The 24,534-nt window shown below is 56.6% G+C and carries 22 protein-coding genes; 15 read left to right on the top strand and 7 right to left on the bottom strand.

The genetic code is table 11. The annotated features are described in order from the left end of the window. Positions 1-38 precede the first annotated feature (38 nt). From ACXAE6_RS08455 to ACXAE6_RS08480, 6 genes are all read left to right on the top strand, one after another. The gene (locus ACXAE6_RS08455) at positions 39-797 is read left to right on the top strand and encodes a DODA-type extradiol aromatic ring-opening family dioxygenase (RefSeq protein ID WP_475146517.1); all 759 of its coding nucleotides are present in this window, start codon (positions 39-41) and stop codon (positions 795-797) included. Between the two features lie 145 nt (positions 798-942). Further along, positions 943-1,842, top strand: coding sequence for a helix-turn-helix domain-containing protein (locus tag ACXAE6_RS08460; protein WP_475146518.1), 900 nt, complete (start codon positions 943-945; stop codon positions 1,840-1,842). A gap of 115 nt (positions 1,843-1,957) precedes the next feature. Beyond that, a complete protein-coding gene (locus ACXAE6_RS08465) occupies positions 1,958-3,280 on the top strand; it encodes an ABC transporter substrate-binding protein (protein ID WP_475146519.1) in 1,323 nt (440 codons plus the stop codon). A gap of 80 nt (positions 3,281-3,360) precedes the next feature. Beyond that, positions 3,361-4,239, top strand: a complete 879-nt coding sequence (locus ACXAE6_RS08470) for a carbohydrate ABC transporter permease (protein ID WP_475146520.1) — start codon at positions 3,361-3,363, stop codon at positions 4,237-4,239. A 10-nt stretch (positions 4,240-4,249) separates the two neighbouring features. Beyond that, positions 4,250-5,080, top strand: coding sequence for a carbohydrate ABC transporter permease (locus ACXAE6_RS08475; RefSeq protein WP_475146521.1), 831 nt, complete (start codon positions 4,250-4,252; stop codon positions 5,078-5,080). A gap of 99 nt (positions 5,081-5,179) precedes the next feature. After that, the gene (locus ACXAE6_RS08480) at positions 5,180-6,664 is read left to right on the top strand and encodes a mannitol dehydrogenase family protein (protein WP_475146522.1); all 1,485 of its coding nucleotides are present in this window, start codon (positions 5,180-5,182) and stop codon (positions 6,662-6,664) included. A gap of 85 nt (positions 6,665-6,749) precedes the next feature. On the opposite strand, the gene ACXAE6_RS08485 is transcribed toward ACXAE6_RS08480, so the two are convergent. Further along, positions 6,750-8,801, bottom strand: a complete 2,052-nt coding sequence (locus ACXAE6_RS08485; protein WP_475146523.1) for a methyl-accepting chemotaxis protein — start codon at positions 8,799-8,801, stop codon at positions 6,750-6,752. A 208-nt stretch (positions 8,802-9,009) separates the two neighbouring features. Between ACXAE6_RS08485 and ACXAE6_RS08490 the strand changes: the two genes are divergently transcribed. The 3 genes from ACXAE6_RS08490 (at position 9,010) to ACXAE6_RS08500 (ending at position 13,045) form a co-directional block, all read left to right on the top strand. Then, entirely contained in the window at positions 9,010-9,903 is an 894-nt protein-coding gene (locus ACXAE6_RS08490) for a helix-turn-helix domain-containing protein (RefSeq protein ID WP_392801514.1), read from the top strand. A 126-nt stretch (positions 9,904-10,029) separates the two neighbouring features. Then, positions 10,030-10,716 carry a methylamine utilization protein gene (locus tag ACXAE6_RS08495; RefSeq protein ID WP_475146524.1) on the top strand — a complete coding sequence of 229 codons (687 nt, stop codon included), beginning with the start codon at positions 10,030-10,032 and terminating at the stop codon, positions 10,714-10,716. Then, entirely contained in the window at positions 10,706-13,045 is a 2,340-nt protein-coding gene (locus tag ACXAE6_RS08500) for a putative bifunctional diguanylate cyclase/phosphodiesterase (protein WP_475146525.1), read from the top strand. Before ACXAE6_RS08495 ends, ACXAE6_RS08500 begins: the two co-directional genes overlap by 11 nt. A 60-nt stretch (positions 13,046-13,105) precedes the next feature. Here the strand turns inward: ACXAE6_RS08500 and ACXAE6_RS08505 are convergent, their stop codons facing one another. After that, positions 13,106-13,831 (bottom strand): hypothetical protein, encoded by a 726-nt coding sequence (locus ACXAE6_RS08505; RefSeq protein ID WP_475146526.1) that lies wholly within the window; start codon positions 13,829-13,831, stop codon positions 13,106-13,108. A 178-nt stretch (positions 13,832-14,009) separates the two neighbouring features. Between ACXAE6_RS08505 and ACXAE6_RS08510 the strand changes: the two genes are divergently transcribed. The 4 genes from ACXAE6_RS08510 (at position 14,010) to ACXAE6_RS08525 (ending at position 17,797) form a co-directional block, all read left to right on the top strand. After that, on the top strand, positions 14,010-14,453 hold the full coding sequence (locus ACXAE6_RS08510; protein ID WP_392801525.1) for a hypothetical protein: 444 nt from the start codon (positions 14,010-14,012) through the stop codon (positions 14,451-14,453). Between the two features lie 88 nt (positions 14,454-14,541). Further along, positions 14,542-14,892, top strand: a complete 351-nt coding sequence (locus ACXAE6_RS08515; protein WP_475146527.1) for a DMT family protein — start codon at positions 14,542-14,544, stop codon at positions 14,890-14,892. Positions 14,893-15,034: 142 nt separating this feature from the next. Beyond that, positions 15,035-16,663, top strand: coding sequence for a methyl-accepting chemotaxis protein (locus ACXAE6_RS08520; protein WP_475146528.1), 1,629 nt, complete (start codon positions 15,035-15,037; stop codon positions 16,661-16,663). 75 nt (positions 16,664-16,738) lie between these two features. After that, positions 16,739-17,797, top strand: coding sequence for an AI-2E family transporter (locus ACXAE6_RS08525; RefSeq protein ID WP_475146529.1), 1,059 nt, complete (start codon positions 16,739-16,741; stop codon positions 17,795-17,797). Positions 17,798-17,805: 8 nt separating this feature from the next. Here ACXAE6_RS08525 and ACXAE6_RS08530 read toward each other — a convergent pair whose 3' ends face one another. Beyond that, complete coding sequence (locus ACXAE6_RS08530) at positions 17,806-18,672, bottom strand: DMT family transporter (RefSeq protein WP_475146530.1); 867 nt, start codon at positions 18,670-18,672, stop codon at positions 17,806-17,808. Between the two features lie 126 nt (positions 18,673-18,798). Between ACXAE6_RS08530 and ACXAE6_RS08535 the strand changes: the two genes are divergently transcribed. Continuing rightward, entirely contained in the window at positions 18,799-19,728 is a 930-nt protein-coding gene (locus tag ACXAE6_RS08535) for a cation diffusion facilitator family transporter (protein ID WP_475146531.1), read from the top strand. Between the two features lie 4 nt (positions 19,729-19,732). Here the strand turns inward: ACXAE6_RS08535 and mtgA are convergent, their stop codons facing one another. From mtgA to ACXAE6_RS08555, 4 genes are all read right to left on the bottom strand, one after another. Beyond that, positions 19,733-20,419: a monofunctional biosynthetic peptidoglycan transglycosylase gene (gene mtgA, locus ACXAE6_RS08540; RefSeq protein WP_475146532.1), complete on the bottom strand. Its 687-nt coding sequence runs from the start codon at positions 20,417-20,419 to the stop codon at positions 19,733-19,735. Positions 20,420-20,525: 106 nt separating this feature from the next. Then, positions 20,526-21,791 (bottom strand): inorganic phosphate transporter, encoded by a 1,266-nt coding sequence (locus tag ACXAE6_RS08545; RefSeq protein ID WP_475146533.1) that lies wholly within the window; start codon positions 21,789-21,791, stop codon positions 20,526-20,528. A 46-nt stretch (positions 21,792-21,837) separates the two neighbouring features. Next, a complete protein-coding gene (locus ACXAE6_RS08550) occupies positions 21,838-22,518 on the bottom strand; it encodes a TIGR00153 family protein (protein ID WP_392801552.1) in 681 nt (226 codons plus the stop codon). A gap of 116 nt (positions 22,519-22,634) precedes the next feature. Next, complete coding sequence (locus ACXAE6_RS08555) at positions 22,635-23,060, bottom strand: acyl-CoA thioesterase (protein ID WP_475146534.1); 426 nt, start codon at positions 23,058-23,060, stop codon at positions 22,635-22,637. Positions 23,061-23,352: 292 nt separating this feature from the next. Between ACXAE6_RS08555 and ACXAE6_RS08560 the strand changes: the two genes are divergently transcribed. Beyond that, positions 23,353-24,399 carry a substrate-binding domain-containing protein gene (locus ACXAE6_RS08560; protein ID WP_475146535.1) on the top strand — a complete coding sequence of 349 codons (1,047 nt, stop codon included), beginning with the start codon at positions 23,353-23,355 and terminating at the stop codon, positions 24,397-24,399. Positions 24,400-24,534: the final 135 nt, after the last annotated feature.

The following is a 24,534-nucleotide window of genomic DNA, read 5'->3' on the forward strand; positions in this document are numbered from 1 at the left end:
CAGAACTAGAGTGAGCGGCATTACAGAGGAGAGCTGTTATGTCTGCCAAAGCCCCGGTTTTCTTTTTACCCCATGGTGGTGGTCCGCTGCCGCTGATGGGTGACCCGAATCATCAGGCCATCATTGATCTGCTCAAGCAGGTGTCGACGCGCTGGGAAAAACCCAAGGCGGTGTTGGTGATCAGCGCGCATTGGGAGGCCGATCAACCGACCGTACTGGCGGACGTCGATCCGGGGCTGTATTTCGATTATTACGGCTTTCCAGCTGAGACCTACGAATATCAATATCCAGCGCAAAATCCGCTCAGTTGGCAGCAGGCCATCGCCGCTGAGTTGGATAAAGCGGGCCTCGTCTTTGGTCGTCAAACCGGTCGTGGCTATGACCATGGCGTCTTTGTACCGATGAAGCTGATTTATCCGGAGGCGGATTTTCCGGTGATGCAGGTATCGCTGGTGAAAGGGCTCGATCCGCAGGTGCATCTGCAACTGGGTGGTGCGCTGGCTTCGTTGCGTGAACAGGGCGTGTTGATCATTGGCTCCGGTTTTTCCTTCCATAATATGCGCGCCTATAACTTCCAGGGTGGCCCAGCCAGCCCGCAAAGCGAGGCCTTTCATCAGTGGCTGGTGGAGCAACTGACCGATCCGGAATTGTCGCCGCAACAACGTCAGGACGCACTGGCGGCCTGGACGGAAGCACCGCACGCCCGTTTTTGTCACCCGCGTGAAGAGCATCTGTTGCCGTTGCATGTCTGCCTGGGTGCGGCGGAAGGCGCCCCCGGCAGAAATCATTTTCGATGAAGCCATGCTGGGGCAACGCGCGATAGCGGCGTTGTGGCATTAACGCCAGCCTCTGCAGAGTGTACCTGGGGCTGACAAGAGCCTATGCTTTGGCAACGTCGGGCGAGCCTACCAACAGCACAACAAGCTCGCCGCCGGAGGTCCCATGTCCACTCAGCCCGAATTCGAACTGGTGCAGGAGCGCGAACACAGTTTGCGCTATCTGTCGCATGCCGCTGACAGCGATCTGATTCGCTGGCATTACCATAGCGAATACGAACTGCATCTGATCCGCACCACCCACGGCAAAGCCTTTATTGGTGACTACATCGGCCCATTCCGGCCACAAACCGTCTATCTGTGTGGTCCCAATCTGCCACATAACTGGATCACCACTGCCCAGTGGCAACAAGGCACACGCGACCAGGTAATCAATTTCAGCGACGAACTGATGTCGCGCTTGAGTCATCTGCTGCCGGAAATGCAGACCCTGCAACCTATGCTCGACGCCGCCCGCTATGGCCTGGAATTCGATGCCGCCGTCAGTCGTGAACTGGTGCCGGCCTTCGATCGTATTGAACGCGCCAGCGGCATGAATCGGCTGCTGGAGTTTTTTGAAGTGATGAACCGGTTGGCGCAAAGCAACTATAAAGTGCTCTCCACCCGCGCCTACGATCGCCACCCCGATCCATTGCTCGAACAGCGCATCAATACGGTGGTTAATTACATCGCCGAGCACTACACCGGCGATATCAGCCTGGATGAAGTGGCTTCACTGGTGCGCTTGTCGCCGACCTTTTTTTCGCGCTATTTCCGCCGCGCCACCGGCCACCGTTTTATCGATTTCGTCACCCGGATGCGCATCAGCAAAGCCTGCGAACGGCTGGAACTGACACCAGACCCCATCACCAATATCTGCTTTGAAGTGGGCTTCGCCAACGTCGCCAACTTCAACCGGCATTTCCTCAAGATAAAAGGCATGACACCCAGGCAATACCGGGACTCGCTCGCGTTGCGTGGCGGTGTGCACCGGTTGCCGATTTCCACTGAAGTCAAAAAAGTATAGAAACTTTTGGGTGCAGTATTGGTTGCCTGGCCAGTCCATACGTTTAATGGAGTAATCCACCGGTCACTGTCGTCCGGTTGATTCACACAAAAACAACAATGGACAGGTAATAGCGATGCAAATAACAAAAGCACCCTCAGTGCGTCTGGCCACTTTGGCCTGCGCCATATCCCTCTCTACCGCAGCCCTGGCCGAAACCGTCACCATCGGTACGGTAAACAACGGCGACATGATTCGCATGCAGGCGCTGTCTTCCGCCTTTGAAGAAGCGCATCCGGATATCGATCTGGAATGGGTAATCCTGGAAGAAAACGTACTGCGCCAGCGTCTGACCACGGACATTGCTGCCAACAGCGGCCAGTTCGACGTCATGACCATCGGTATGTACGAAACGCCGATCTGGGGCGAAAACGGTTGGCTGGAGCCGATGGACAATCTGCCCGCCAGCTATGACGTAGACGACATCTTCCCGTCCGTTCGTGGCGGTCTGTCGAACGACGGTACTCTGTACGCGCTGCCGTTCTACGCCGAAAGCTCCATGACTTACTACCGCAAAGATTTGTTCGAAGAAGCTGGCCTCGATATGCCGACCGAGCCGACCTGGGACCAGATGCGCGAATTCGCCATGGCCCTGCACGATCCGGCCAACGAACAGTACGGCATCTGCCTGCGTGGTAAAGCCGGCTGGGGCGAAAACATGGCGCTGGTCACCACCATGGTGAACGCCTTTGGCGGCAGCTGGTTCGACATGGACTGGAATGCGCAACTCGACGGCGAAGCCTGGCACGAAGCCATCAACTTCTATGTTGATATCCTGGGTAACTATGGTCCTCCGGGCGCCTCCAGCAACGGCTTCAACGAAAACCTGGCGCTGTTCAACACCGGCAAGTGCGCCATGTGGATTGACGCAACTGTCGCCGGCAGCTTCGTCACTGACGAAAGCCAGAGCCAGGTTGCTGATCAGGTTGGTTTCGCCGCAGCTCCGAAGCAGGAAACCAGCAAAGGCAGCGGTTGGCTGTGGGCCTGGGCCCTGGCTATTCCGGTCAGCTCTGACGCCAAAGACGCCGCTCAAGAGTTCGTTACCTGGGCGACTTCCAAAGAGTACTCGCAACTGGTTGCACAGGAATACGGCATCGCCGCTATCCCGCCGGGCACGCGTAACTCTACCTACGAAAACCAGGACTACCTGGACGCGGCTGAATTTGCATCCATGACGCTGTCACAAATGCAGAAAGCCGACCCGAACGACCAGACGCTGAACGACTCCCCGTACACTGGTGTTCAGTTCGTTGCCATTCCGGGCTTCAGTGGCTTCGGTACGGTTGTTGGTCAGCAGGTTTCCGGTGCTCTGTCCGGTAACGTCTCGGTTGACCAGGCGCTGCGTAACGCCAACCAAGTGGTGAATCGCGAAATGCGTCGCGCGGGCTACCAGGACTGATCCTCAGTCGTAGTTAATCGCTCGTAATCAAGCCCCGCCGGGTTATCCCGGCGGGGCCCGTTTTATCGGAAGCCAGTCTCATGTCTCAGATCAACACCAACGCTAGTATCGCCAAGATACTGGTCGCGCCATCGGTCATCCTGTTGGCGTTATGGATGATCGTGCCCCTGGCCATGACCATCTATTTCTCTACTTTGAATTTCAACCTGATGATCCCTGGCGGTCGCGATTTTATCGGGTTTGAAAACTACTACTGGTTCTTCACCGATCCCAGTTTTATTGCCGGCATTGTGAACACCCTCGTATTGGTCGGCTCCGTACTCATTATTACTGTCGGTCTGGGTACGCTGATTGCTGTATTGGTCGACAACCCCTTTCCGGGCCGTGGTGTGGTCCGTGTGTTGTTGATATCACCCTTTTTCATTATGCCCACGGTAAACGCCCTGATCTGGAAGAATCTGTTGATGCATCCGGTCAGTGGTCTCTTTGCCTGGCTGTTTCGCCAGGTCGGTCTGGAACCCATTGACTGGTTCACCGACCTGCCGATGACCTCGATTGTCATCATCGTTTCCTGGCAATGGTTACCCTTCGCTATCCTGATTTTGATGACTGCCATGCAGTCGATGGATCAGGAACAACTGGAAGCGGCGCGGATGGATGGTGCCGGTCCGATCTCAACGTTCTGGCACATCACCTTGCCGCATCTGTCGCGACCGCTGGTTGTGGTCATCATGATTGAGACCATCTTCCTGTTGTCGATCTTCGCAGAAATTTTCACCACCACCTCGGGTGGCCCGGGTACCCAGACGACCAACCTGGCGTATCTGATTTACACCCAGGCGTTGCTGCAGTTCGACGTCGGTATGGCGTCAGCCGGTGGCATTATTGCGGTCGTTCTGGCCAACATCGTGGCGGTCTTTTTGATTCGGGCTGTCGGCAAGTCGTTGGCGGAGCAATAGGAGACCGGTTATGGATATGCATCGCGCTAAAATCGTTAAAGGTATCGGCGTCACCATTGCTGCCTGGCTGGTCGCACTGCTGATTTTCTTCCCGATTTTCTGGATGGTTTTAACCAGCCTGAAAACCGAGTTGAATGCGTTTTCCACACCACCGTCGTTGTTCTTTAAACCCACGCTGGAAAACTATCTGGTGGTGTTTGAGCGCAGCGATTACCTGAAATTTTTCTGGAACTCGGTGGTGATCAGTTTTGGTTCGTCCATCCTCGGTATGTTGATTGCCGTGCCGGGCGCTTACGCCATGGCGTTCTATCCGACTGAGCGCACCAAGGGTCTGTTGCTGTGGATGTTGTCGACCAAAATGCTGCCGCCGGTGGGTGTGTTGGTGCCGATTTATCTGCTGTTCCGTGACACCAACCTGCTCGACAGCAAGATCGGTTTGATCATTATTTTCACCCTGATCAACCTGCCGATTATCGTCTGGATGGTCTACACCTACTTCCGTGAAGTACCCAACGACATTCTCGAGGCGGTCCGTATGGACGGTGCTCATGTCTGGGGTGAAATTCGCCATGTGTTGTTGCCCATCTCACTGGGTGGTTTGTCATCCACCTTCTTGCTGTCGTTGATTCTGAGTTGGAATGAAGCTTTCTGGTCACTGAACCTGACCACCTCCAGTGCTGCGCCTCTGACGGCCTTGATTGCCTCCTATTCCAGTCCGGAAGGGTTGTTCTGGGCCAAGTTGTCGGCGGCGTCCACTCTGGCGGTGGCACCGATTCTGATTTTCGGCTGGATCAGTCAGAAACAGTTGGTGCGTGGTCTGACCTTTGGTGCGGTTAAGTAGTAGAGCACCGTTTTATTGAGGGCGGTTTTGGCCGTCCTGTTGTCAACTTTGTTGTTAGAAAATCGAGCGAAGTTCGGCTTCGCTGACGGAGGTAAGTGCGTGTCTCGATCTTCTCAAGCGCTGGCGGAACTCACCGCAGCGACCTGTCCTGATGGCCTTGGCTGGCCTGCTTATGAGCGCAAGCTGACCACCGGTATTGTCCATGTTGGTGTCGGCGGTTTTCACCGCGCCCACCAGGCACGTTATCTGGACGATTACCTGGCCGCTGGCGGTGAGTCTCATTGGGGTATTTGCGGTATTGGTCTGATGCCCGGCGATGCCAAATTGTTCGAGGCGTTGCAGCAACAGCAAGGCCTCTATTGCCTGACTGAGAAAGACGATCAAGACTCCACCGACCGGGTCATCGGTTCTTTGCATCGGTTGATTTTCGCGCCGGAAAATCCGCAGCAAGCGATTGATGCACTGGCCGATCCGGAGGTGAAAATCATCAGCATGACCATCACCGAAGGCGGCTACCGTTACGACTTCGACAGAGATCGTTTCTTCAGCGAACACCCGGACATTCAGCACGACCTGGCCCACCCGCAAGCACCCAAAACACTCTTTGGTTATTTGTGGCAGGCTGCCAAGTTGCGTGCTGCTTTAGGTGATGCTGGCAAGGTCACTTTAATGTCTTGTGACAACGTGCCGCATAACGGCAATGTGTTGCGCAAAGCCATGCTCGCCTTTATCGAACTGGCCGAGCCGGCGTTGAAACCCTGGTTCGAGCAGTCGGTGTCCTATCCGAACTCCATGGTCGACCGCATTACTCCGGCACCGGAAATCGCCGATGCCGAACGTATTGCTGAACGCTATGGCGTCAACGATCCGTGTGCGCTGGGTTGTGAAAGCTTTATCCAGTGGGTCATTGAAGATAATTTTATTGCCGGTCGCCCGGCTCTGGAAAAAGTCGGCGCCGAATTTACCAACGACGTTTCGCCTTATGAAATGACCAAGCTGCGCCTGTTAAATGGCAGCCATTTGATGATGGGTTTTGTCGGTTATCTGGCTGGTTACGAACGCGTTGATCTGGCCATTAAAGACGCCGCCATTCTTAAACTGGTCCGTCAGTATATGGAGCTCGATGCCGAGCCGACCTTGGCCAAAGAAGTGATGCCATTCCGCGCCTACGAAGACACTCTGATCGAGCGCTTTGGTAACTCACAGATTGCTGATCAGCAAGTCCGTATCTGTTCGGACGGTTACGCCAAATTGAAAAACTACGTCATGCCAGTGGTGCGTGATGCTCAGCGTCATGGTTTGGCCATGCATCGTCTGGCGTTTTTGTTTGCCACCTTCCTGGCCTATCTGAACGGCCAATCCGACGACGGACAGCCGTTGCGTATTATTGAATTCAACCTCAGCGATGAACAGAACCAGGCGACGCGCGATGACCGCCTGTCGTTGCTCAAAACCGATGCGCTGTTCGGCCAGCAACCGGCCGGTCAGGACGAGGCGTTTCTGGCTTTGGTTGAGCACTGGTACCTGCGCACTGTAACTGAAGGCGGTTATAAAGCCTTGCAGGCTCTGTTAAACGAACATTGATGACGATTCATGGTGGGTGCCTTTAATAAGGCATCGGCAGCGCTTGGCGGCCCCGGGGGCCGCCTTTTTTTTGTCCGTTGATTGGCTAGCTGTCTAAACGGAAACGTTCGACTTCGGTTTCCAACTGACTGGCAGCGTCGCCCAGACGCTGACTGTCTGCGGAGGCAGAGGCGGCGTCGTCGCGGGTTTCGCGGGCGACTTCGGCGACACGCACCAGACGTTCACTCATTTCCTGGCCGGAGCTGTCCTGTTCGCTGGTGGCTTCGGCGATGCTGCGGCTGAGTTGGTCGATATGACCGATACGGCCGCGAAAGCCTTCCAGGCTCTGGCTGGAGTGGCTGGCCACCTGGTGGCATTGCTCGATGGCGTTGCGGTTGTCCTGCAGACGCTGTGCCAGTTGGCCGTAGCCGGTGGTGAGCTGTTCGATGATGGCGCGAATGCGGGTGGTAGAGTCGGCGGTGCGGCTGGCCAGCGCCCTCACTTCGTCGGCTACGACGGCAAAACCACGGCCGTTTTCGCCGGCGCGGGCGGCTTCGATGGCGGCGTTCAGGGCCAATAAGTTGGTTTGTTCGGCGATGCCTTCAATTTCTTCAGACACCGTTTCCACGGCCTGCATCTGTTGCGTCAGTTCGGTCATGGTGCGCACCGATTCTTCAAAGCCTTCGCTCAGTTGCGCCAGTGCTTGCTGGTTATTGCGCATCTCTTTCAGGGTGGCTTCGATTTCCTGATTGGCTTGCTGGCTTTCGTCCATGCCCTGGCGGGTGGTGTCGGCGACGGCCTGAATAGAGGCGCTCATCTGCGTCATCGAAGCCGACAGCGATTCGATGTCTTCGCTTTGCCGTCCAGCATTGTGACTGAGCCGTTGCGACAGCGTCTGGCTGTCGTGTGCCGAGCGTTGCATGGTCAGTGAGCGCTCACGCAGACCTTCAATAATGCTGTTGAGTGACTGGCGCACGGCTTCGACCGAGCGGCTTAGTTCACCCATTTCATCGCGGCTGTTATGACTTAAACGAACGCTGAGGTCGCCTTGCGACAAAGCGCGTAACGCGGTTTGCAGACGCCGCATTGGCGGCCGGATGGAGCGGATGATCAGCCAGACCACGACCAGGGTAACGACAATGGCGATGCCCAGTGCAGCGATGCTGGCCAGCAGACTGAGCATCAAATGGCTGGAGACGGTCTGGTTGGTGCGCTCGGAGTATTGTTGAGCGAAATCGTTCAATGCACTCAGTTGAGCGGCGGCCTGGTTCTGCAACTGCGCCAGATTTGCCAGCGTCTGGCTTTGTTGGGCTTCGACGTTGAGCAGCGTGCGGCGGTCGGCAATCAGGCCGGGCTGGTCTTCGGAGCCCTGAGTCAGTTCGGTCAGCAGCGTTGAGGTTTCCTGGGCCGAGCGCATAAAGCTCTGGGCCTCGGCAACGCGCATCGCCAGGGTGGTGAAGTTAAAGAACTGCGTCTGGTGGTTCTGGTCCCAGCTGTTGAATTGCTGTTCACGTTCGGCCAATTGCTCGACTGAATCGGCCAGGCTGATGTTTTTGATCACCATCAGACCACTGAGAAAGGAGGCATAGAATTCGTAGGCGACGGCCAGGGAGTAGTCGTCCGACAGCGAAAACAGCAGGTTCTCGAACAAGGGGCCGATATCGGCTGCCAGCTGATCGGCAGTGGCGGCGTTGGTGTCGAAACGGGCACGTACGGTGAGGCTTTGCTGGTGCTGGTTAAGAGCGGTGTCGGTCAGCGTCGACATCTGGGTGAGTAGGTCACTCAGGCTGGCCAGGCTGGCGTTGGCGGCTTCGGCGTTATCGAGACCGGCCAGTAATTGGCTGAGCTGTTCGGCCAGTTCTCGCTGTCGCGCCTGGCTGGCATCGAGTTGATTGCGCAGGGTGCTCAGGCTGGCGTCGTCGTGTTGTGCCAGCGCTTGTTGAAAGCGTTCGGCGGCGCGACTGATCGACAAATCCAGCTCATTGTTGGTGGTGACGATGGGCGTGGCATTGCCGGTCAGTTGGTTCACGCTGTGAATGGTCTGGCGGCCATAGCCGATGCCCACCGCGGTGGCGATAGCGACCACAGCAATGACCAGGGTGAAACCCAGGCCGATGCGCAGCACGATACTGGGGCGGGGCAGAGTAGGAAGCTTCATATCGGTTGCCTTGGGCGGCCAGGCAGCTACAGCCGCTATTTCTTATTGTATGGTTCAGTTAACGGCCAGCCTGCGAGTCTGACCAATAGCTTATCGTTTAATATCGATACTTTTTTGTCATTTTGCTGTCGGGCCAGAGACCATGGGTTACACTTTGGGCCGTTCACGTCGTCCTTTCTGAGTCCCAAACCGACGGGGTAACAGCCGCATGAGTGTTGTGAAGCCGAGCTATGAGGCCGTCTACGAGGCTGATCGCAGTTTCCGTTATCTGGCGCATGGCGCCGACAGCTCGCTGGTGCGCTGGCATTACCACGACGAGTACGAACTCCACCTGATTCAAAGCACCGAAGGCAATGCCTTTATCGGCGATTATGTCGGCCCGTTCAGGCCCGGCACGGTGTTTCTCTGTGGGCCTTATCTGCCGCATAACTGGGTGTCGCTGGGGCATTTCGAGAAAGGCATTCGCGATCGGGTGATCAATTTTTCCGATCAGCGCATTCAGGCGCTGGCCGAATGCCTGCCGGAAATGCGCTCGCTGCAGTCGATGCTGGCCGATTCGCGCTTTGGCATTGAGTTTTCGCCTGAGGCCAGCGCGCTGGTCATCGATGACTTTGCCGAAATTGCCGGCCTGAGAGGCATGGCGCGGGTGCTGCGTTTTCTGGAAGTTATGACCTGCCTGGCGGAGACCGGCGACTATCAGTTGCTGTCGAGCCGTTCCTACGAAAACGAATCCGATAGCCAGACCGAAGAGCGGGTGAATACTGCGGTCAGCTATATCATTGCACACTGCACCCGGGAATTGACGCTGGATGAGGTGGCCGGTCAGTTGAACCTGACGCCGTCGTTTTTCTCGCGCTGGTTCAAGAAGGCGACCGGTTATCGGTTTATCGATTTTGTCACCCGGCTGCGCATCAGCCGGGCTTGCGAGCAGTTGGAGGTCAGCAGCAAGCCGATCACCAATATCTGCTTCGAAGCCGGCTTCTCCAACGTGGCGAATTTCAATCGGCATTTCCTCAAGATCAAGGGCATGACGCCGCGTCAGTACCGCGAGTCTATCGCCATCCGCGGTAAAACGCCGATCAAGGTTTCACTGCGTCGCTGAAGGGCTTGGGCGTCGTCTTATCCCAAAGGAGCCTGGTGCGAGTTGTGCAGAGGCTCCCTCGCGCGATCACTATCATTCTCGGTTATAGTGATCTTTATCCGCAGACAATGTATTAGGGTGAAGTCGATGAACAAGGGATGGTTGACCGGTGCGGCGTTGTTGTTGGCAGCGTCGCTGGGGCCGGTCACAGTTATGGCGGCAACCTTGCCAACGTTGCATCTGACCGATCAAGGTGGTCAGGATGTCGGCGAGGCGGTTGTTGAACTCAAAGGCGCGGCGGCTGTTGAGGTGCCGCCGCTACCGGAAGAAGCCATTGTCGATCAGGTCGACATTGCTTTCGTGCCGGAAATCGCGGTGATTCGCGTCGGCACCCAGGTACGTTTCCCCAACAGCGATGAAACGCGCCACCACGTCTACTCTTTCTCTGCCGCCAAGACCTTCGAATTGCAGCTTTATAAAGGCAACGATGCGCCGCCGGTTGAGTTCGATAAAGCCGGTCTGGTCGCTTTGGGCTGCAACATCCACGATTCCATGCGCGGTTATATCTATGTCGTTGAAGGCGCTCTCTATGGTCAAACCGACGCCAGCGGCGAAGTGACTTTGCCGGCGTTCAATGCCGAGCAGTCGCCTTATCTGGTGATCTGGCATCCGGACATGGATGAGCCTTTCCAACTCGCCATTGCTGACCTCGCCGATGCTGATGCCGATCGTCTGGAAATCCAGTTACCTTTTGAACTGAGTGTTGATGATCCGTCGCAGTCGCCGTCGAGCTTGTACGACCGCCTGCAAAGGTATCAGTCCGATGGCAATTAGTTTTCGCACCCGGCTGTTACTGATCTTCCTCAGCCTGCTCGGGCTGACATTGGCCACGACGCTGTGGGCGGTATTACGCGCCACCGATGCCAATGCGCGTGCCGGTGCCAACCGCGAACTGGCGGTGGCTGAACGCGTCTTCGATACGCTGTTGGTGGATAACAGCCGTCAGTTGACTGACCGCACCACCTTGTTGGCGGAAGACTTTGGTTTCAAACAGGCCATCGCCACCAACGAAGAAGGCACCATCGTCAGCGTGCTGGCCAACCATGGGGATCGGGTTGGCGCTGATATGATCGTGCTGATGGACCCGGCCGGTGAGGTGTTGATCAGCACTCACAATATCGCTGCTGAACTGGCTGAGTTGCGTGAATCGATCAACCGCGAAGAACAAGCCTTCAGCGTGCTGACGCTGGCCGACGATGCGCCATACCAACTGGTGATGGTGCCGGTGCAGGCGCCCCAGCTGATCGCCTGGGTGGGCATGGGTTTTATCATGGATGAAGCACTGCTGGAGCGGTTCCGGGGCATTACCGGCACCAATCTAACGCTGCTGTTTCGCGGCGGCGAATCGGCGCCTGTGCGCGCCTTTACCACCCTCAATGCCAACCTGCCGCTGGATGCTCTGGACGGTGATTTCGGCGCAGTACTCAGCCAGGCGACCGATCGCTTCAGTGAAGCCGGTTGGTTGAGCCGGCAAGGCGTCTTGAAAGATCGCGATGGTCAGCAACTGGGTATGTTGTTGTCGGTGTCGCTGCAAGAAGCGCTGGCCGCTTACGACAGCCTGCGCAACCAGATGCTCGCCATCGCTGCCATTGCGTTGGCGCTGGCGGCGTTGGCCACGGCCCTGATCGCCAGTGGTATCAGCCGGCCGATCAATGCGCTGGTAGTGGCAGCGCGCCGTATTGCCCGCGGTAATTACACCCAGCCGGTGGCTTTGCAGGGCAGCGACGAATTTGCGGTGCTGGGCGATACGCTCGATAACATGCAAAGCGCCATTCAGGAACGCGAACGCCATATTCTCTATCAGGCGCAGCATGATTTGCTGACCGGTCTGCCCAATCGCGATGAATTCGGTCGGCAGTTGAGTGAGCGACTGAGCAGTCAACCCGAAGCACCCTTTGCAGTGATGTTGCTGCAACTGAGCAACTACGACGATCTAAGCGATGTCTACGGCCTGGCGGTGATGGACGCTGTGCTGCCGCAGGTGGCCAGCCGTTTGGCCGATGCCTGTCGCGAATCCGACCGCGTTGGTCGCATCGGTACCGATGAGTTTCTGCTGTTGATCGATGGTCTGACCGAAACCGGCGCCACTGCCGAAGCCGAGCGTTACCTGGCGTTGTTTGACGACGCATTCCGCCACGACAGCCTGGAAATCAAGGTGGAAGCGCGCTTGGGCATGGTGTTCTGTCCGCAGCAGGCCAGCGATTACGAAGATCTGATGCGGCGCACTCACCTGGCGATCAGCGAAGCGCGTCATTTAGGGCACAGCTTTGCCACCTATCAGGAAGGTCAGGATGAGCGTCATCTGCGGCGCATCACCGTGACCAACCGCTTGCAGCACGCCATCGCCGAAGGCGGTTTCCAGTTGATGTTCCAGCCGCAATACAGCCTGGAACATCAACGTATGCGCTCGGTGGAAGTGCTGATTCGCTGGCACGACCCGGTGCTCGGGCGGATGTTCCCGGACGAATTCATTCCCCTGGCTGAGCAATCGGGTGACATCACGCTGATTACCGACTGGGTGTTCGATGAATCCATTCGTCAGATGCGTCGCTGGCAGGCCGAGGGTTATCCGGACCTGGGTATCAGTGTGAATCTGTCGGCCAAGGACATTCTTAAAGACAGCTTTGTCGACAGTTTGTTGGCGCGCATCAAACAACACGGTTTGAAGGGCGAAGAGTTGATTCTCGAAGTCACCGAAAGCGCCATGATGGCCGATACCGAGCGGGCGCTGAAAAATCTTCAGCGGCTCTATGATGCTGGCGTCGAGCTGGCGATGGACGACTTCGGCACCGGCTTTTCATCGCTGGCTCAGCTGAAGTCGATGCCGGTGCATGAACTGAAAATCGACAAGGCGTTTATTTTGAATCTGGCCACGGATGAAGACGATCAATGCATCGTCCGTTCGACCATCGAGATGGCGCAGCAGTTGAAGCTGACGGTACTGGCCGAGGGTGTTGAAGACCCGGCTTCGGTGGCCTTACTGGAAGCCATGGGTTGTCACTGCATTCAGGGTTATTGCCTGGCCAAGGCGTTGCCTTACGATGAGTTGATGGATTGGCTGGCCACCTTCAACGAGCAGCGTGAAACCTTTTTGCGCGCTTGACTAAAAACGGGCCAGCGCTGATGTCATCAGTCGCTGGCCCGTTTTTCATGCTTCAGTGATTTAAGGTTGCAGTGCACTGAGTACGGTTTCCCGATCTTCCTCACCTAAGCCGAACAGATCGGTCGGCGTTTGTTCACGAATATCCAGTGCCAGTTGAGCGGCCGCTGAACCGGCCTCTTCACTATCGCTGAAAGCGCTGTTGCCCTCGCTCAGGGTGGCGTCCTGGTTGGTATTGAAGGTTTCACGCAACTCTTCCAAACGGCCGGTATCCAGATCGGACTGACGCTCCAGCGCACTGATGGCCTGGTCCAGCGTATCGACCGCGTCCTGACGGCTGCGCACGAAAAAGCCGTTGTCAGCCAGCGGGCCGGCGTCGGCTGAGCCGGTGCCAAAGGGATCTTCCACTGCCAGGGCGCGGATTCGCTCCAGCGCAGCAAAGGTGTCTTCGCTTACCAGGCGCTGGCTTCCCGGCTGTTCTGCCGAGTCATCGGCGTCGTTAGAACCTTGAGCCAGACGTTCGCGCTCGCCGCGCAGTTGCTCCAGCACCTCGCCTCTGTCCTGCTGCGAGACCGCCAGTTCATTGGCTTCCTGCACTTGAGAGCGGATGGCGGCACGGCGGCTGTCGATGCTGGTATCGACCTGAACGTCAGCTTGAACAGCGTTCTGGTTGGGCGATTGGGGCGCTGGTGTCGTCTGTTCAGCGGCACGTGTCTGGGGCGCGTTCAGGCTGTCCTGACGGTTCAGCGGATTGAGGTTGTTGAGACTGCCAGTCGGTTCGATGGGCATTGTTTAGCCTCCCTGGTCGAACGTGTGCTGTCTAAGATACGGTTGATTGGCTATTTTTCAACCAGCTTAGCGCCTTTACTTGGTCGGGGCTTTATTTTTACAGCAGTGGCGCCATGATGAAGCCGTTAACGTCGGGCTTTGTGCCCGATCAACCAGGGTTCGAGGCGAGGAGGCCAGGATGTCGATCTTACGCGATGAGTATGGGGCGGCACTGGCGGGCATACATGCCCACGGTCTGGAATTGATCGAACGCTATCAGGATCTGGTCGATCAGGAAGTGGTGTCCGCACCCACCGAGACGCTGTTGCGACGTGCTATAGAAGCGCGCAGCGCTATGTTGGGACGAATTGAGGCCATGGAACGTGCTCGCGGTGAGTTGCCGCAGGCTGGAAATCAGGAACGGGCCTTGCTCAAGGCCATCAGTGACTGGGTTCAGTCGCGGGTGCATTCCGAAGCGACTTTGGTGTTACGGCTGATGGAAGCTGAAGCCCAGTGGCGCAGCGAAGTCGATGAAGCGGCAGATCTTGACTGGAGCGATGATGAGCAGGATGTGCTCAGCCAGTTGGTGATTCACAGCGATCGTTTGGTGGATGAACTGCGGTTTTTGCAATCCTCTTTGTAGCGACGGGTGTCGTTTAACAGCGCATCAAGATGATTCGGGGTCAGTCCAGTATTACACTGGCTGACCCTTTTTATTGGAAGTTAACATCGTGCCGCCGCTGGTAATCACCGTCCTGTTGCTGACCTGTTCCAACGTCTTTATGACCTTTGCCTGGTACGCCCACCTTAAGGCGCTTAATCACAAACCCTGGATCATTGCGGCGCTGTTCAGCTGGGGTATCGCCTTGTTTGAATACCTGTTGCAGGTACCGGCGAATCGTATCGGTCATACGGTTTACTCGGTGGGACAGCTGAAAATATTGCAGGAGGTCATTACCCTCAGTGTGTTCGTGCCGTTCGCACTTTTTTACCTGCGTGAGCCACTCAAACTGGACTATCTCTGGGCGGGTTTGTGTTTGCTCGGTGCGGTCTTCTTTATTTTTCGTGAGCGCCTGTTTTAGGCCGGAAGTCACCTTTTTTCATTCACTCTGACTCGGATCAACTCTGAGACTTGCTTCACACCTTTTCACCCATAGATTGGAGGCGGGTTCGGTTGATAAAGCCGAGTTGTACCAACCTCCTGCTGTGGAGTGTTCCTGCCTTATGTTCAGTCGTCTGAAGATTTTTCATCGTTTGGCGCTATTGTCCGGTCTGGCCATGGTCGCTTTGATCGGTGTTGTGCTGTCATTGCTCGGTGTGGTGCGTGAGCAAATGATCGAAGATCGTGCCCAGTTGATGCAGGCACAATTGGACAGCGTTGTGACCTTGCTGGATGGTTTTCGAGAACAGGTTCGGGCCGGTGATATGAGCGAAACCGAAGCCCAGTCTGAAGTCATCAGATTGTTGAATCAGTTGCGTTATCTGCAAGACGAATACGTCTTCACGCTCGACAGCCGGTCATTGCGGGTGCTGCAGCATCCCTCGGCAGAGATCATGGGCAGCGACGGCCGGCAGATTCTCGACAGCGAAGGTACGGCGGTGATGGTGGGCATTGAGCGCGCTGTTGAGGCGGGTAATGGTCGTGGCCGTTTTAATTACCTGTGGCCCAAGGTGGGTGAAGCACAGCCGCAACCCAAGCTCAGTATTGGCGTCGCTTACCGGCCCTGGAACTGGACCCTGGTGACGGGCATGTACACCCACGATATCGACAAGCGTTACTTCCAGCTGCAACGCTGGGTATTGCTCGGCGCGGCAGGCGTACTGGTGGTGCTGGGATTGCTGTCGTGGCGCATCGGCTCGCAGATTTCCGGACCAGTGGCGCGGGTAACTCAATTTACCCTGGGTGTCTCGGATGATCTCGATCTGAAGCGGCGCCTGCCAACCCAGCCGAGTTGGGAGGTCAACCAGATCGCACAGTCGCTGCATTCACTGCTCGATTCAACCCGTTCGGTCATTCTCGATGTTCACGATCAAAGCGAAGTACTGAACGCTACCAGTGAAGAGCTCAGTCAGTCGATCAGCACCACCCGCGGTGAAATTCAGCAGCAGTTGAGCGCCATCGATTCCATTGCTGCAGCCATCGAAGAAATGACCGCTACCTTTGATGATGTGGCGCGCAACACTGAGAAAACCAGCGACCTGGCCAGCGGCGTTCGACAGAATGCCGAAAGTGGTCAGCAGACGCTGGACACCACCCGTGAAGTGACCGATCGACTGGTATCGGAAGTGGGCGAGGCCGCCGAGGTCATACGCTCGCTGGCCATCGAGATGCGCAGCATCGATGAGATCGTCGAAGTCATTACCGGCGTTGCCGACCAGACTAACTTACTGGCGCTGAATGCAGCGATCGAAGCGGCGCGTGCCGGCGAGCAGGGTCGTGGCTTTGCTGTGGTGGCGGATGAAGTGCGCACCCTGGCGTCCAAAACGCAGGAATCCACGGAGGCAATTCGCGGCAAGATTGAACACTTGCAGCAACGCGCCGAACAGGCCTATCAGGTGATGGATGACAGTCGCAGTTATGCCAGCCGCACCACCGACCAGATGGCTGAGGTCACCGAATCGTTCGGGCAAATTCGTCAGGCGCTGGACGAGCTGTCCGACCAAACCCAGCAGATTGCTGCGGCAACCACCCAGCAAAGCGCGGTGATCCAGAACATCAACAGCAACGTGGTTCAGATCAGTGAGCAGACATTGAGTACCGAAGAACAGGCCAAAGCGATCGAAATGTCGTCGCAGGAATTGGCTTCGGTGGCGAATGAATTATCGCAACGGGCGTCACGTTTCCAAGTGTAAAACGATGACGGAATGCTGTAAGAAAACCGGCTTTCGAGTAAGGTGGCAGACTGAGTATTCAGGGAACCCACTGCCATGAGGCAAACACTCGAAAACCGGTTTTTTCTGCTCTTATTACTGCTCGTCAGCCTGGCTTTTTTCTTTGTATTAGAACCTTTTTGGGGCGCCATTTTCTGGGCCGTCGCCATTACCGTTATTTTTTATCCGCTGCAGACACGATTCCTACGGCTTACTGGCAATCGCCGTAACGTGTCGGCACTGATCACTTTATTGTGTTGCGTTGTCATCGTGGTTTTGCCGGTACTGCTGATCGTTATGCAGGTGGTCAATGAAGCCGTTAACCTGTTTCAGAGTATTCAGGAGGGCGACATCTCAACAGGCGATATTCTCGATCAATTGCGTACGGCCTTCCCGATGGTTCCAGAATTGCTGAACAAAGCGGGTATTGATACCGAGAATGTCCGTCAGCGCCTGTCGGATTTCGCGGTCACCGCCAGCCAGTACCTGGCTCAGGAAACGCTGAGTATCGGTCAGAACACCATGAGCCTAGTGTTGAACCTTGGCTTGATGCTGTATCTGGCGTTTTTCCTGCTGCGCGATGGCCAAAAACTGATTGAACTCTTTATTCGTGCCTTGCCGCTTGGTGATGAACGCGAACATCGGCTGTTCGATAAATTCGCAGAAGTGACCCGTGCAACGGTCAAAGGCAACCTGGTGGTCGCCGTCGTTCAAGGCGCCCTGGGCAGTATCATTTTTGCCATTCTGGGCATACCTGCGGTGATTTTGTGGGGTGTGCTGATGGCGATTTTGTCGCTGATTCCGGCCGTTGGCGCAGCCCTGGTTTGGGCCCCGGCGGCGATCTACCTGATCGCCAGTGGTTCCTGGATTTCCGGCATCGTGCTGGTGGCTTACGGTATGGTGGTCATTGGCTTGGCTGATAATATTCTGCGCCCCATTCTGGTCGGACGAGACACCAAACTGCCTGATTACGTTGTGCTGTTTTCTACCTTGGGTGGTATCGCCTTAATGGGAATTAATGGCTTTGTGATCGGTCCCTTGATCGCCGCCTTATTCATGACCTTCTGGGACATCTTCATGCGCGATTTTAATCGCAACGATGAAGCACCTTATTGACGGCTATTTCACGCTTTGATTTGGCGTCGCCCCCACAGCACCAGGGCGATGCCGCCGAGTAACAAAATGCTGGACAGCACCAGACGTGGGTCCAGCCTTTCCCCCACCAAGAGCACGCCACCGGCGGCCGCCAATAGCGGTACCGACAACTGCAAGATACCCGCCTGAACACCACTGAGTGACGGCAGCACCGCGTACCAAAGCGCGTAGCCGCAGCCGGAAGCCAGGGTGCCGGAAAGCACCGCTAGCCAGAAACCCTGCTGACTGATTTGCACGGTTTCAATAAAAGGCACAAATAACAGCAAGACCAGCGGCGCGGTGCGCACAAAATTGCCGGCAGTATCGAGCAGCGGCTGGCTGGAGCCGCGACCGTTGAGCGTATACAAACCCCAGGCGATGCCCGCGCCCATCATTAACACCATGCCTCGCAATGATGGTGTGGTTAGATCTGGCAGAATCAGATAGACGAAACCCGCACAGGCGGCGAACACACCGGCCCATTCGATGCTGTTCAAACGATGCCCTTGCCACAGGCTGATGCCGATCAGCGTCAGTTGCACGGTGCCGAACAGGATCAGCGCGCCGGTGGCGGTATCGAGTTGGATGTAGGCAAAGGAAAAGCCCGCCGCATAGAGAAACAACCAGGCTGCGCCGGAAATAGAGCCGGCTTTGACAGCGCGATAAAGCGGCAGTTTGTGGCTACTCAATTTAACCAGCAGCAATAGTGCCAGGGCGCCGGCAACCAGCCGTACGGCAGTAAAGGAAGCGGCATCAATGGTGGCGTCACCCAAAGCCCAGCGGCACAGCACGGAGTTGGCGGCGAAGGCGACCAGGGCCAAGAGGGTGAAGCTGATCAGGCGCGGGGAGGCGGTCATGGTGGTTCGGTCCGTCGGCAAAAGCGCCACTATATACTGCCGTCTGCCCGGTCGCGAAGATGGGGCTTGAACCTACAATGACTTGAGGGTTTTTAATAAGCCTCAAGTCCTTGAGGAGATGTTTTGATGTCACATCATCACGGTTCGACCAGCGGGCATAACGCTGCGCACGGTCACGCTCATGCTCACGCTCCAGCGCAGTATAACCGGGCCTTTGCGCTGGGCGTGGCGCTGAATCTTGGCTTTGTGGTGATTGAGGCGCTGTACGGTTTCTGGGCCGGATCGCTGGCGCTGCTGGCCGATGCCGGCCATAACCTCAGCGATGTGCTCGGTCTGTTGCTGGCCTGGGGTGCCAGTGTGCTGGCCCGGCGTCATAGCAGTCGATTGCGCACTTTCGGTTTGAAGAAAACCACCATTCTGGCGGCGCTGGCCAATGCGCTGCTGTTGCTGGTGGCGGTCGGTGCCATCGCCTGGGAGGCGCTGCAGCGGTTCAGTGAGCCGGCACCGGTCGCCGGTTTGACGGTGATCAGCGTTGCCGCTATCGGCACGGTAATCAACGCCCTGACCATGCTGCTCTTTATGAAGGGCCAGCACGACCTGAACATTCGCGGCGCCTTTTTGCATATGGCGGCCGACGCGGCGGTTTCTCTGGGGGTGGTGATTGCCGGTGGTTTGATTCTGCTGACCGGTATCAGTTGGATCGACCCGCTGGTCAGTCTGGTGATTGCCGCTGTCATTCTGGTTGGCACCTGGTCGTTGCTGACCGAATCGCTGAATCTGGCGGTCGATGCGGTGCCGAAGAATATCGATCTGCGTCAGGTGGAAATGGCCCTGGAGCAACTGCCGGATGTGTTGGATGTGCATCATCTGCACGTCTGGGCGTTAAGTACCACGGAAACCGCGCTGACAGCGCATCTGGTGCGCCGGCAGGCGGCCGATGACGACGCTCTGATTCATCGCGCCAGCGAACTGTTGCAGCACGATTTCGGCATCGGTCACACCACCTTGCAACTGGAATACCAGCCACAGCATTGCCCGACGGACAACCATTGCTGAACGTTCAGAGAATGCCAGCCAGATAGCTGGGGCCACCCAGGTAGCGGATGGCGTTGCGGATATCGTAGGCGCGCTTATAGACGTAGTCGGATGGGCGCTGCGCCGATAAGCGCTTGGGGTTGGGCAATACCGCCGCCAGCAAAGACGCCTCATAGCGTGTCAGCTGACTGGGTGATTTACCGAAAAAGGTCTCGCTGGCCTGACCCACGCCATAAATACCGGGGCCGAACTCCACCACATTCAGATAAACCTCCAGAATGCGTTCCTTGGGCCAGGTCAGTTCAATCAACAGCGTAAACCAGGCTTCAATACCCTTGCGGAACAAGCTGCGGCCGGACCACAGATAGAGGTTTTTCGACAGTTGCTGGCTGAGGGTGGAGGCGCCGCGCATCGGGCCGTCTTCTTCGTGAATCGCTTCCCAGATAGAACTGAAATCGAAACCGAAATGGGTGGGGAACAGCTGATCTTCCGAGGCGACCACGGCCATTGGCATGTCAGCGTCGATCTGATCGAGCGGCGTCCAGTGCTGGCGCATCTGGCTGGCAGAAGCATCGCCGTCGAGCAGGATAAAGGCCGTGATCGGCGGATTGATCCAGCGCAGCGGCACCGTCAGCAACAGGCTGAACAACACCAGCGACAGGCAACACAGAGCCAGAATTCGCAACAGCGATGTGAACGACAGTTTCGACATGAACAGCCGGCGGTTCAAAAGGGCGCGGGATTATAATCGACCGGAGCCGCCTTGTGAGCCGATCGAGCTCACAAAACGGCGCTTTTACGTTCCGGTGACGTCCGGCTTAGCCGAACATTCCTTTAAACATAAAGAAGAAGAGGATGGCGAGCAAACCGCCGGCGGGCAGGGTGACCACCCAGGAAGCGACGATGGTGCCGATAACCCGCAGGTTCAGTGCGGAAATACCGCGCGCCAGACCGACACCGAGCACTGCGCCCACCAGAGTGTGGGTGGTCGAAATCGGCAAGCCGGTACCTGAGGCCAGCACCACGGTGGTACCGGCAGCCAGCTCAGCGGCAAAGCCACGGCTGGGCGTGAGCTCGGTAATGCGACGCCCGATGGTGCCCATCACTTTGTAACCAAAGGTCGCCAGACCAACGACAATCCCCGCACCGCCGATCAGCAATACCCAGGCCGGCATCGCCGACTGAGCGGCAATATCGCCGTGATTGGCAACAACATTGATGACCGCCGCCAGTGGTCCCACGGCATTGGCGACGTCGTTAGAGCCGTGTGCGAAGGCCATGGCACAGGCGGTGAATATCATCAACACGGCAAACACGCGTTCAACAGAGGCGTAACGGAAGGCGCGGTCGGCTTCGGGGTCAACCTGAACGCGGCGCAGCATCAGCAAACCCAGGCCAAGAATCACCAGACCCGCCAGCGCGGCCAGCGCCAGGCTGGACAGGAAGGACAGGTGCAGGCCGACGTGTTTCAGACCTTTGGTCAGCGTCACCATGGCGATGATAAAACCAGTCAGAAACATATAGACCGGTACATAGCGCTTGGCGTTGGCGAAAGGATCGTCGGTATTGAGAATCAGGCGATAAACAGAGCGGAACAGCAGGAAGGCGATGGTGCCGGAGAGCAGTGGCGATATCACCCAGCTCATGACAATGGTCGTTACCTTGCCCCATTGCACATAGTCGACGCCGATGCCGACGGCGGCAAAGCCGACGATGGCGCCGACAATGGAATGAGTGGTCGACACCGGCCAGCCCATATAAGAAGCGATTACCAACCAGATCCCGGCCGCCAGCAGTGCCGACATCATACCGTAGACTAATAATTCGGGTGAGCCTTCGAGCACCGACGCATCGACAATGCCTTTGCGGATAGTGCCGGTGACTTCACCACCTGCCAGGTAAGCCCCGGCGAACTCGAAAATCATGGCGATGACGATGGCCTGGCGCACCGTCAGGGCGCGCGAACCGACCGAGGTGCCCATGGCGTTGGCGACATCGTTGGCGCCAACACCCCAAGCCATGAAAAAACCAAAAACGCAGGCGAGCAGAACGAACCATGGGCCATATTCGGCAATGATGGTCATGCGCTGTCCTCTGTCTTAACAGTACATAAAAGAAAGGCCCGCTGAATCAGCGAGCCATGAGGATTTGCAGGCGGGCGCCTACGCGCTGAGCGACATCGGCCAGATCGCCGATCAACTCGATGACGCGGTAGAGGAACATCACCTCAATGGGCGGATGATCCAGTTCCACGGCACGCAGGGCCTTGCGGATGTTGATTTCCAATTCGTCCGTGCGGTGTTCCTGATCATCCAGAGCGTCGATCAGTTTGGACACCAGAGTGATTTCCTTGGTACCGAATCCGGTTTCGAATAATTCGTCCAGTTCGGCCAAAGCGTCGGCGGCCTTGGCACTGGTCGCGATGGCCGCTTCCAGGTATTCACGCATCAGCGGTTGCAGCGGTGCGGGAATGGCCATTTCACGACCGACCATGATGCCGGCGATGTCCTTGGCGCGGTTGGCCAGGCGGTCTTGCTGGGTCACCAGTTCGAGCAGATCCGAACGGGGCACCGGCATAAACAGGCTGTTGGGCAGGTGAACCCGAATGTCCTTTTTCAGCTTGTCGGCGTCTTTTTCCAATCCGGCAATGTCGAGGCGAACCTGTTCGGCAGCTTGGTAGTCACCGCTGAGCGCGGTGTCATAAAAGTCGAGCAGGCGTTCGGCGCAGGCGTGGGCTTTTTTGATGTGCTCTTGAATGGGCTTGACCGGAGATCGGCCAAACAGCGCCATCAATGGACTGTCGGCAGCCATGTCGCTGTCCTCTGTTATGCGAACTGGGCGCGCATTATAGAGGCCTTTTTCTGTAATAAAAATGTCATCAGCGCAGAAAATGCTGACAACAAAACATGACGGCGGGTGCGTCTACCTCAGTGATTACTCAGGCTGACTTCCAACTCCGCTTGCGGCAGCGCCCGAATGCGGCGCTGTTCGTCGATGGCGACGTAGACGAATTCAGTCTCGGTCACCTTCTGTCGTTCGGCGTCTTCGGGCATGCGGCACCAGACTTCTACGCCGATGCGAATGGAGGAGCGGCCCATGCCCAGGATATGGGTGTAGCAGCAAATCACCGAACCGACTTTGATCGGCCGGACAAAGGCCATGTCGCCGATGGCCATGGTGGTGGTCCGGCCCCGGGCGATGCGGCCGGCAGCAACGCTGGCGGCCATATCCATATGAGTGACCAGCCAACCACCGGAAATATCGCCGTTGGTGTTGGTGTCTTTGGGTTGAGCGACGACGCGTAATTGCAATTCACCGCGGGGTTCTGGATTGGTGGCGTCCAGTTTGCTCATGACTCTGGCTCGTTATTGTCGTTGTTGGGTGGATAGTAAGGTGGATAAGAGCGCCAGTATAACGGCGTCGCCGTACCTTGGATATGGTTAAAAAGTACCTCGGATATGGTCAAAAACCGGCCATGGGTGGTCACAAAAGCAACAATGACAGCTTGTCATAATACTGTCATCTTTAGTTCATACAGTTGTCATCCGACGCACCTAGCATCCCTTGCGAGCCCATGAAGCCACTGGCGTTTCCAAGGGGAAAGGTCGGGGCTTCACTCAGTGATGAACTAACTGGAGGTTACCAGTGAAGAAAACAATGATTGGCGCCACCCTGGTGGCAGCTATGGCCGCGTCTCTGTCCGGCACCGCTTTTGCCGAAGCCCGTGACCAGATCAGCATCGTCGGTTCTTCGACCGTTTATCCTTTCGCCACTGTTGTGGCCGAACGGTTCGGTCAGACCACTTCTTATGCTACCCCGACTATCGAATCAACCGGTTCTGGCGGTGGTATCCGTTTGTTTTGCCAGGGCGTGGGTGAATCTACTCCTGACATCACCAACGCTTCTCGTCGCATCAAGGCTTCCGAGCTGGAAACCTGTGCGGCGAACGGCGTAGAAGAAGTTGTTGAAGTGCTGATCGGTTATGACGGCATCGCTGTTGCTGAAAGCGTTAACGGCGAAGGCATGGACGTTTCCAAAGCTGAACTGTTCCTGGCGCTGGCCGCTACTGTGCCGAACCCGAACGGTAATGGCCTGGTAGAAAACCCGTACGAAAACTGGAGCGACATCCGCAGCGACCTGCCGAACCACGCTATTCGCGTTTTCGGTCCGCCGCCGACTTCCGGTACTCGTGACGCCTTCGTTGAACTGGTTATGGAAGAAGGCTGTGCTGAATTTGACGCCATCGCCGCTCTGGAAGACAGCGATGAAGACAAGTTCGGTGAAGTCTGCGCTACCATGCGTGAAGACGGCGCTTTCATCGAAGCCGGTGAAAACGACACCCTGATCGTTTCTCGTCTGGAAAACGACCCGACTGCCCTGGGCATCTTCGGTTTCTCATTCCTGGACCAGAACTCTGACCGCGTTAAGAGCGTTGCTGTAGAAGGCGTGCAAGCGACTTTCGAACAGATTGCCAGTGGTGAATATCCGGTTTCCCGTCCGCTGTTCTTCTATGTTAAGAAAGCGCACGTTGGCGTGATCCCAGGTGTTGAAGAATACGTTGCCGAGTTCACCAACCGTCGTGCCATCGGTTCTAACGGTTACTTGGTTGACCGTGGTCTGATCCCGCTGGACAACGCTGAATACTCGCGCATGAAAAAAGCTGTCGACAACCTGGAACCGCTGGAACTCTAAGCGCCCGGTTTGATGCAGTGATTGATCGGGAGAGCCACTGGCTCTCCCGTTGTTGTTTAACGCAGTGATTGAATGAACAGTTGTTTAACGCACTGGTCGGAAGGTGACCAACCGGTGTTTCCGGGTCAGTCAGGG

This window comes from Saccharospirillum sp. ABV4_185, from assembly GCF_056159245.1.

Excerpts from the sequence above, each read along its gene's own strand:
- ACXAE6_RS08550 (WP_392801552.1), bottom strand. The coding sequence starts at position 22,518 with ATGGCTGCCGACAGTCCATTGATGGCGCTGTTTGGCCGATCTCCGGTC.
- ACXAE6_RS08470 (WP_475146520.1), top strand. The coding sequence starts at position 3,361 with ATGTCTCAGATCAACACCAACGCTAGTATCGCCAAGATACTGGTCGCG.
- ACXAE6_RS08510 (WP_392801525.1), top strand. The coding sequence starts at position 14,010 with ATGTCGATCTTACGCGATGAGTATGGGGCGGCACTGGCGGGCATACAT.
- ACXAE6_RS08475 (WP_475146521.1), top strand. The coding sequence starts at position 4,250 with ATGGATATGCATCGCGCTAAAATCGTTAAAGGTATCGGCGTCACCATT.
- ACXAE6_RS08485 (WP_475146523.1), bottom strand. The coding sequence starts at position 8,801 with ATGAAGCTTCCTACTCTGCCCCGCCCCAGTATCGTGCTGCGCATCGGC.
- ACXAE6_RS08500 (WP_475146525.1), top strand. The coding sequence starts at position 10,706 with ATGGCAATTAGTTTTCGCACCCGGCTGTTACTGATCTTCCTCAGCCTG.
- ACXAE6_RS08530 (WP_475146530.1), bottom strand. The coding sequence starts at position 18,672 with ATGACCGCCTCCCCGCGCCTGATCAGCTTCACCCTCTTGGCCCTGGTC.
- mtgA (WP_475146532.1), bottom strand. The coding sequence starts at position 20,419 with ATGTCGAAACTGTCGTTCACATCGCTGTTGCGAATTCTGGCTCTGTGT.
- ACXAE6_RS08545 (WP_475146533.1), bottom strand. The coding sequence starts at position 21,791 with ATGACCATCATTGCCGAATATGGCCCATGGTTCGTTCTGCTCGCCTGC.
- ACXAE6_RS08555 (WP_475146534.1), bottom strand. The coding sequence starts at position 23,060 with ATGAGCAAACTGGACGCCACCAATCCAGAACCCCGCGGTGAATTGCAA.
- ACXAE6_RS08520 (WP_475146528.1), top strand. The coding sequence starts at position 15,035 with ATGTTCAGTCGTCTGAAGATTTTTCATCGTTTGGCGCTATTGTCCGGT.
- ACXAE6_RS08455 (WP_475146517.1), top strand. The coding sequence starts at position 39 with ATGTCTGCCAAAGCCCCGGTTTTCTTTTTACCCCATGGTGGTGGTCCG.
- ACXAE6_RS08525 (WP_475146529.1), top strand. The coding sequence starts at position 16,739 with ATGAGGCAAACACTCGAAAACCGGTTTTTTCTGCTCTTATTACTGCTC.
- ACXAE6_RS08460 (WP_475146518.1), top strand. The coding sequence starts at position 943 with ATGTCCACTCAGCCCGAATTCGAACTGGTGCAGGAGCGCGAACACAGT.
- ACXAE6_RS08535 (WP_475146531.1), top strand. The coding sequence starts at position 18,799 with ATGTCACATCATCACGGTTCGACCAGCGGGCATAACGCTGCGCACGGT.
- ACXAE6_RS08495 (WP_475146524.1), top strand. The coding sequence starts at position 10,030 with ATGAACAAGGGATGGTTGACCGGTGCGGCGTTGTTGTTGGCAGCGTCG.
- ACXAE6_RS08490 (WP_392801514.1), top strand. The coding sequence starts at position 9,010 with ATGAGTGTTGTGAAGCCGAGCTATGAGGCCGTCTACGAGGCTGATCGC.
- ACXAE6_RS08465 (WP_475146519.1), top strand. The coding sequence starts at position 1,958 with ATGCAAATAACAAAAGCACCCTCAGTGCGTCTGGCCACTTTGGCCTGC.
- ACXAE6_RS08505 (WP_475146526.1), bottom strand. The coding sequence starts at position 13,831 with ATGCCCATCGAACCGACTGGCAGTCTCAACAACCTCAATCCGCTGAAC.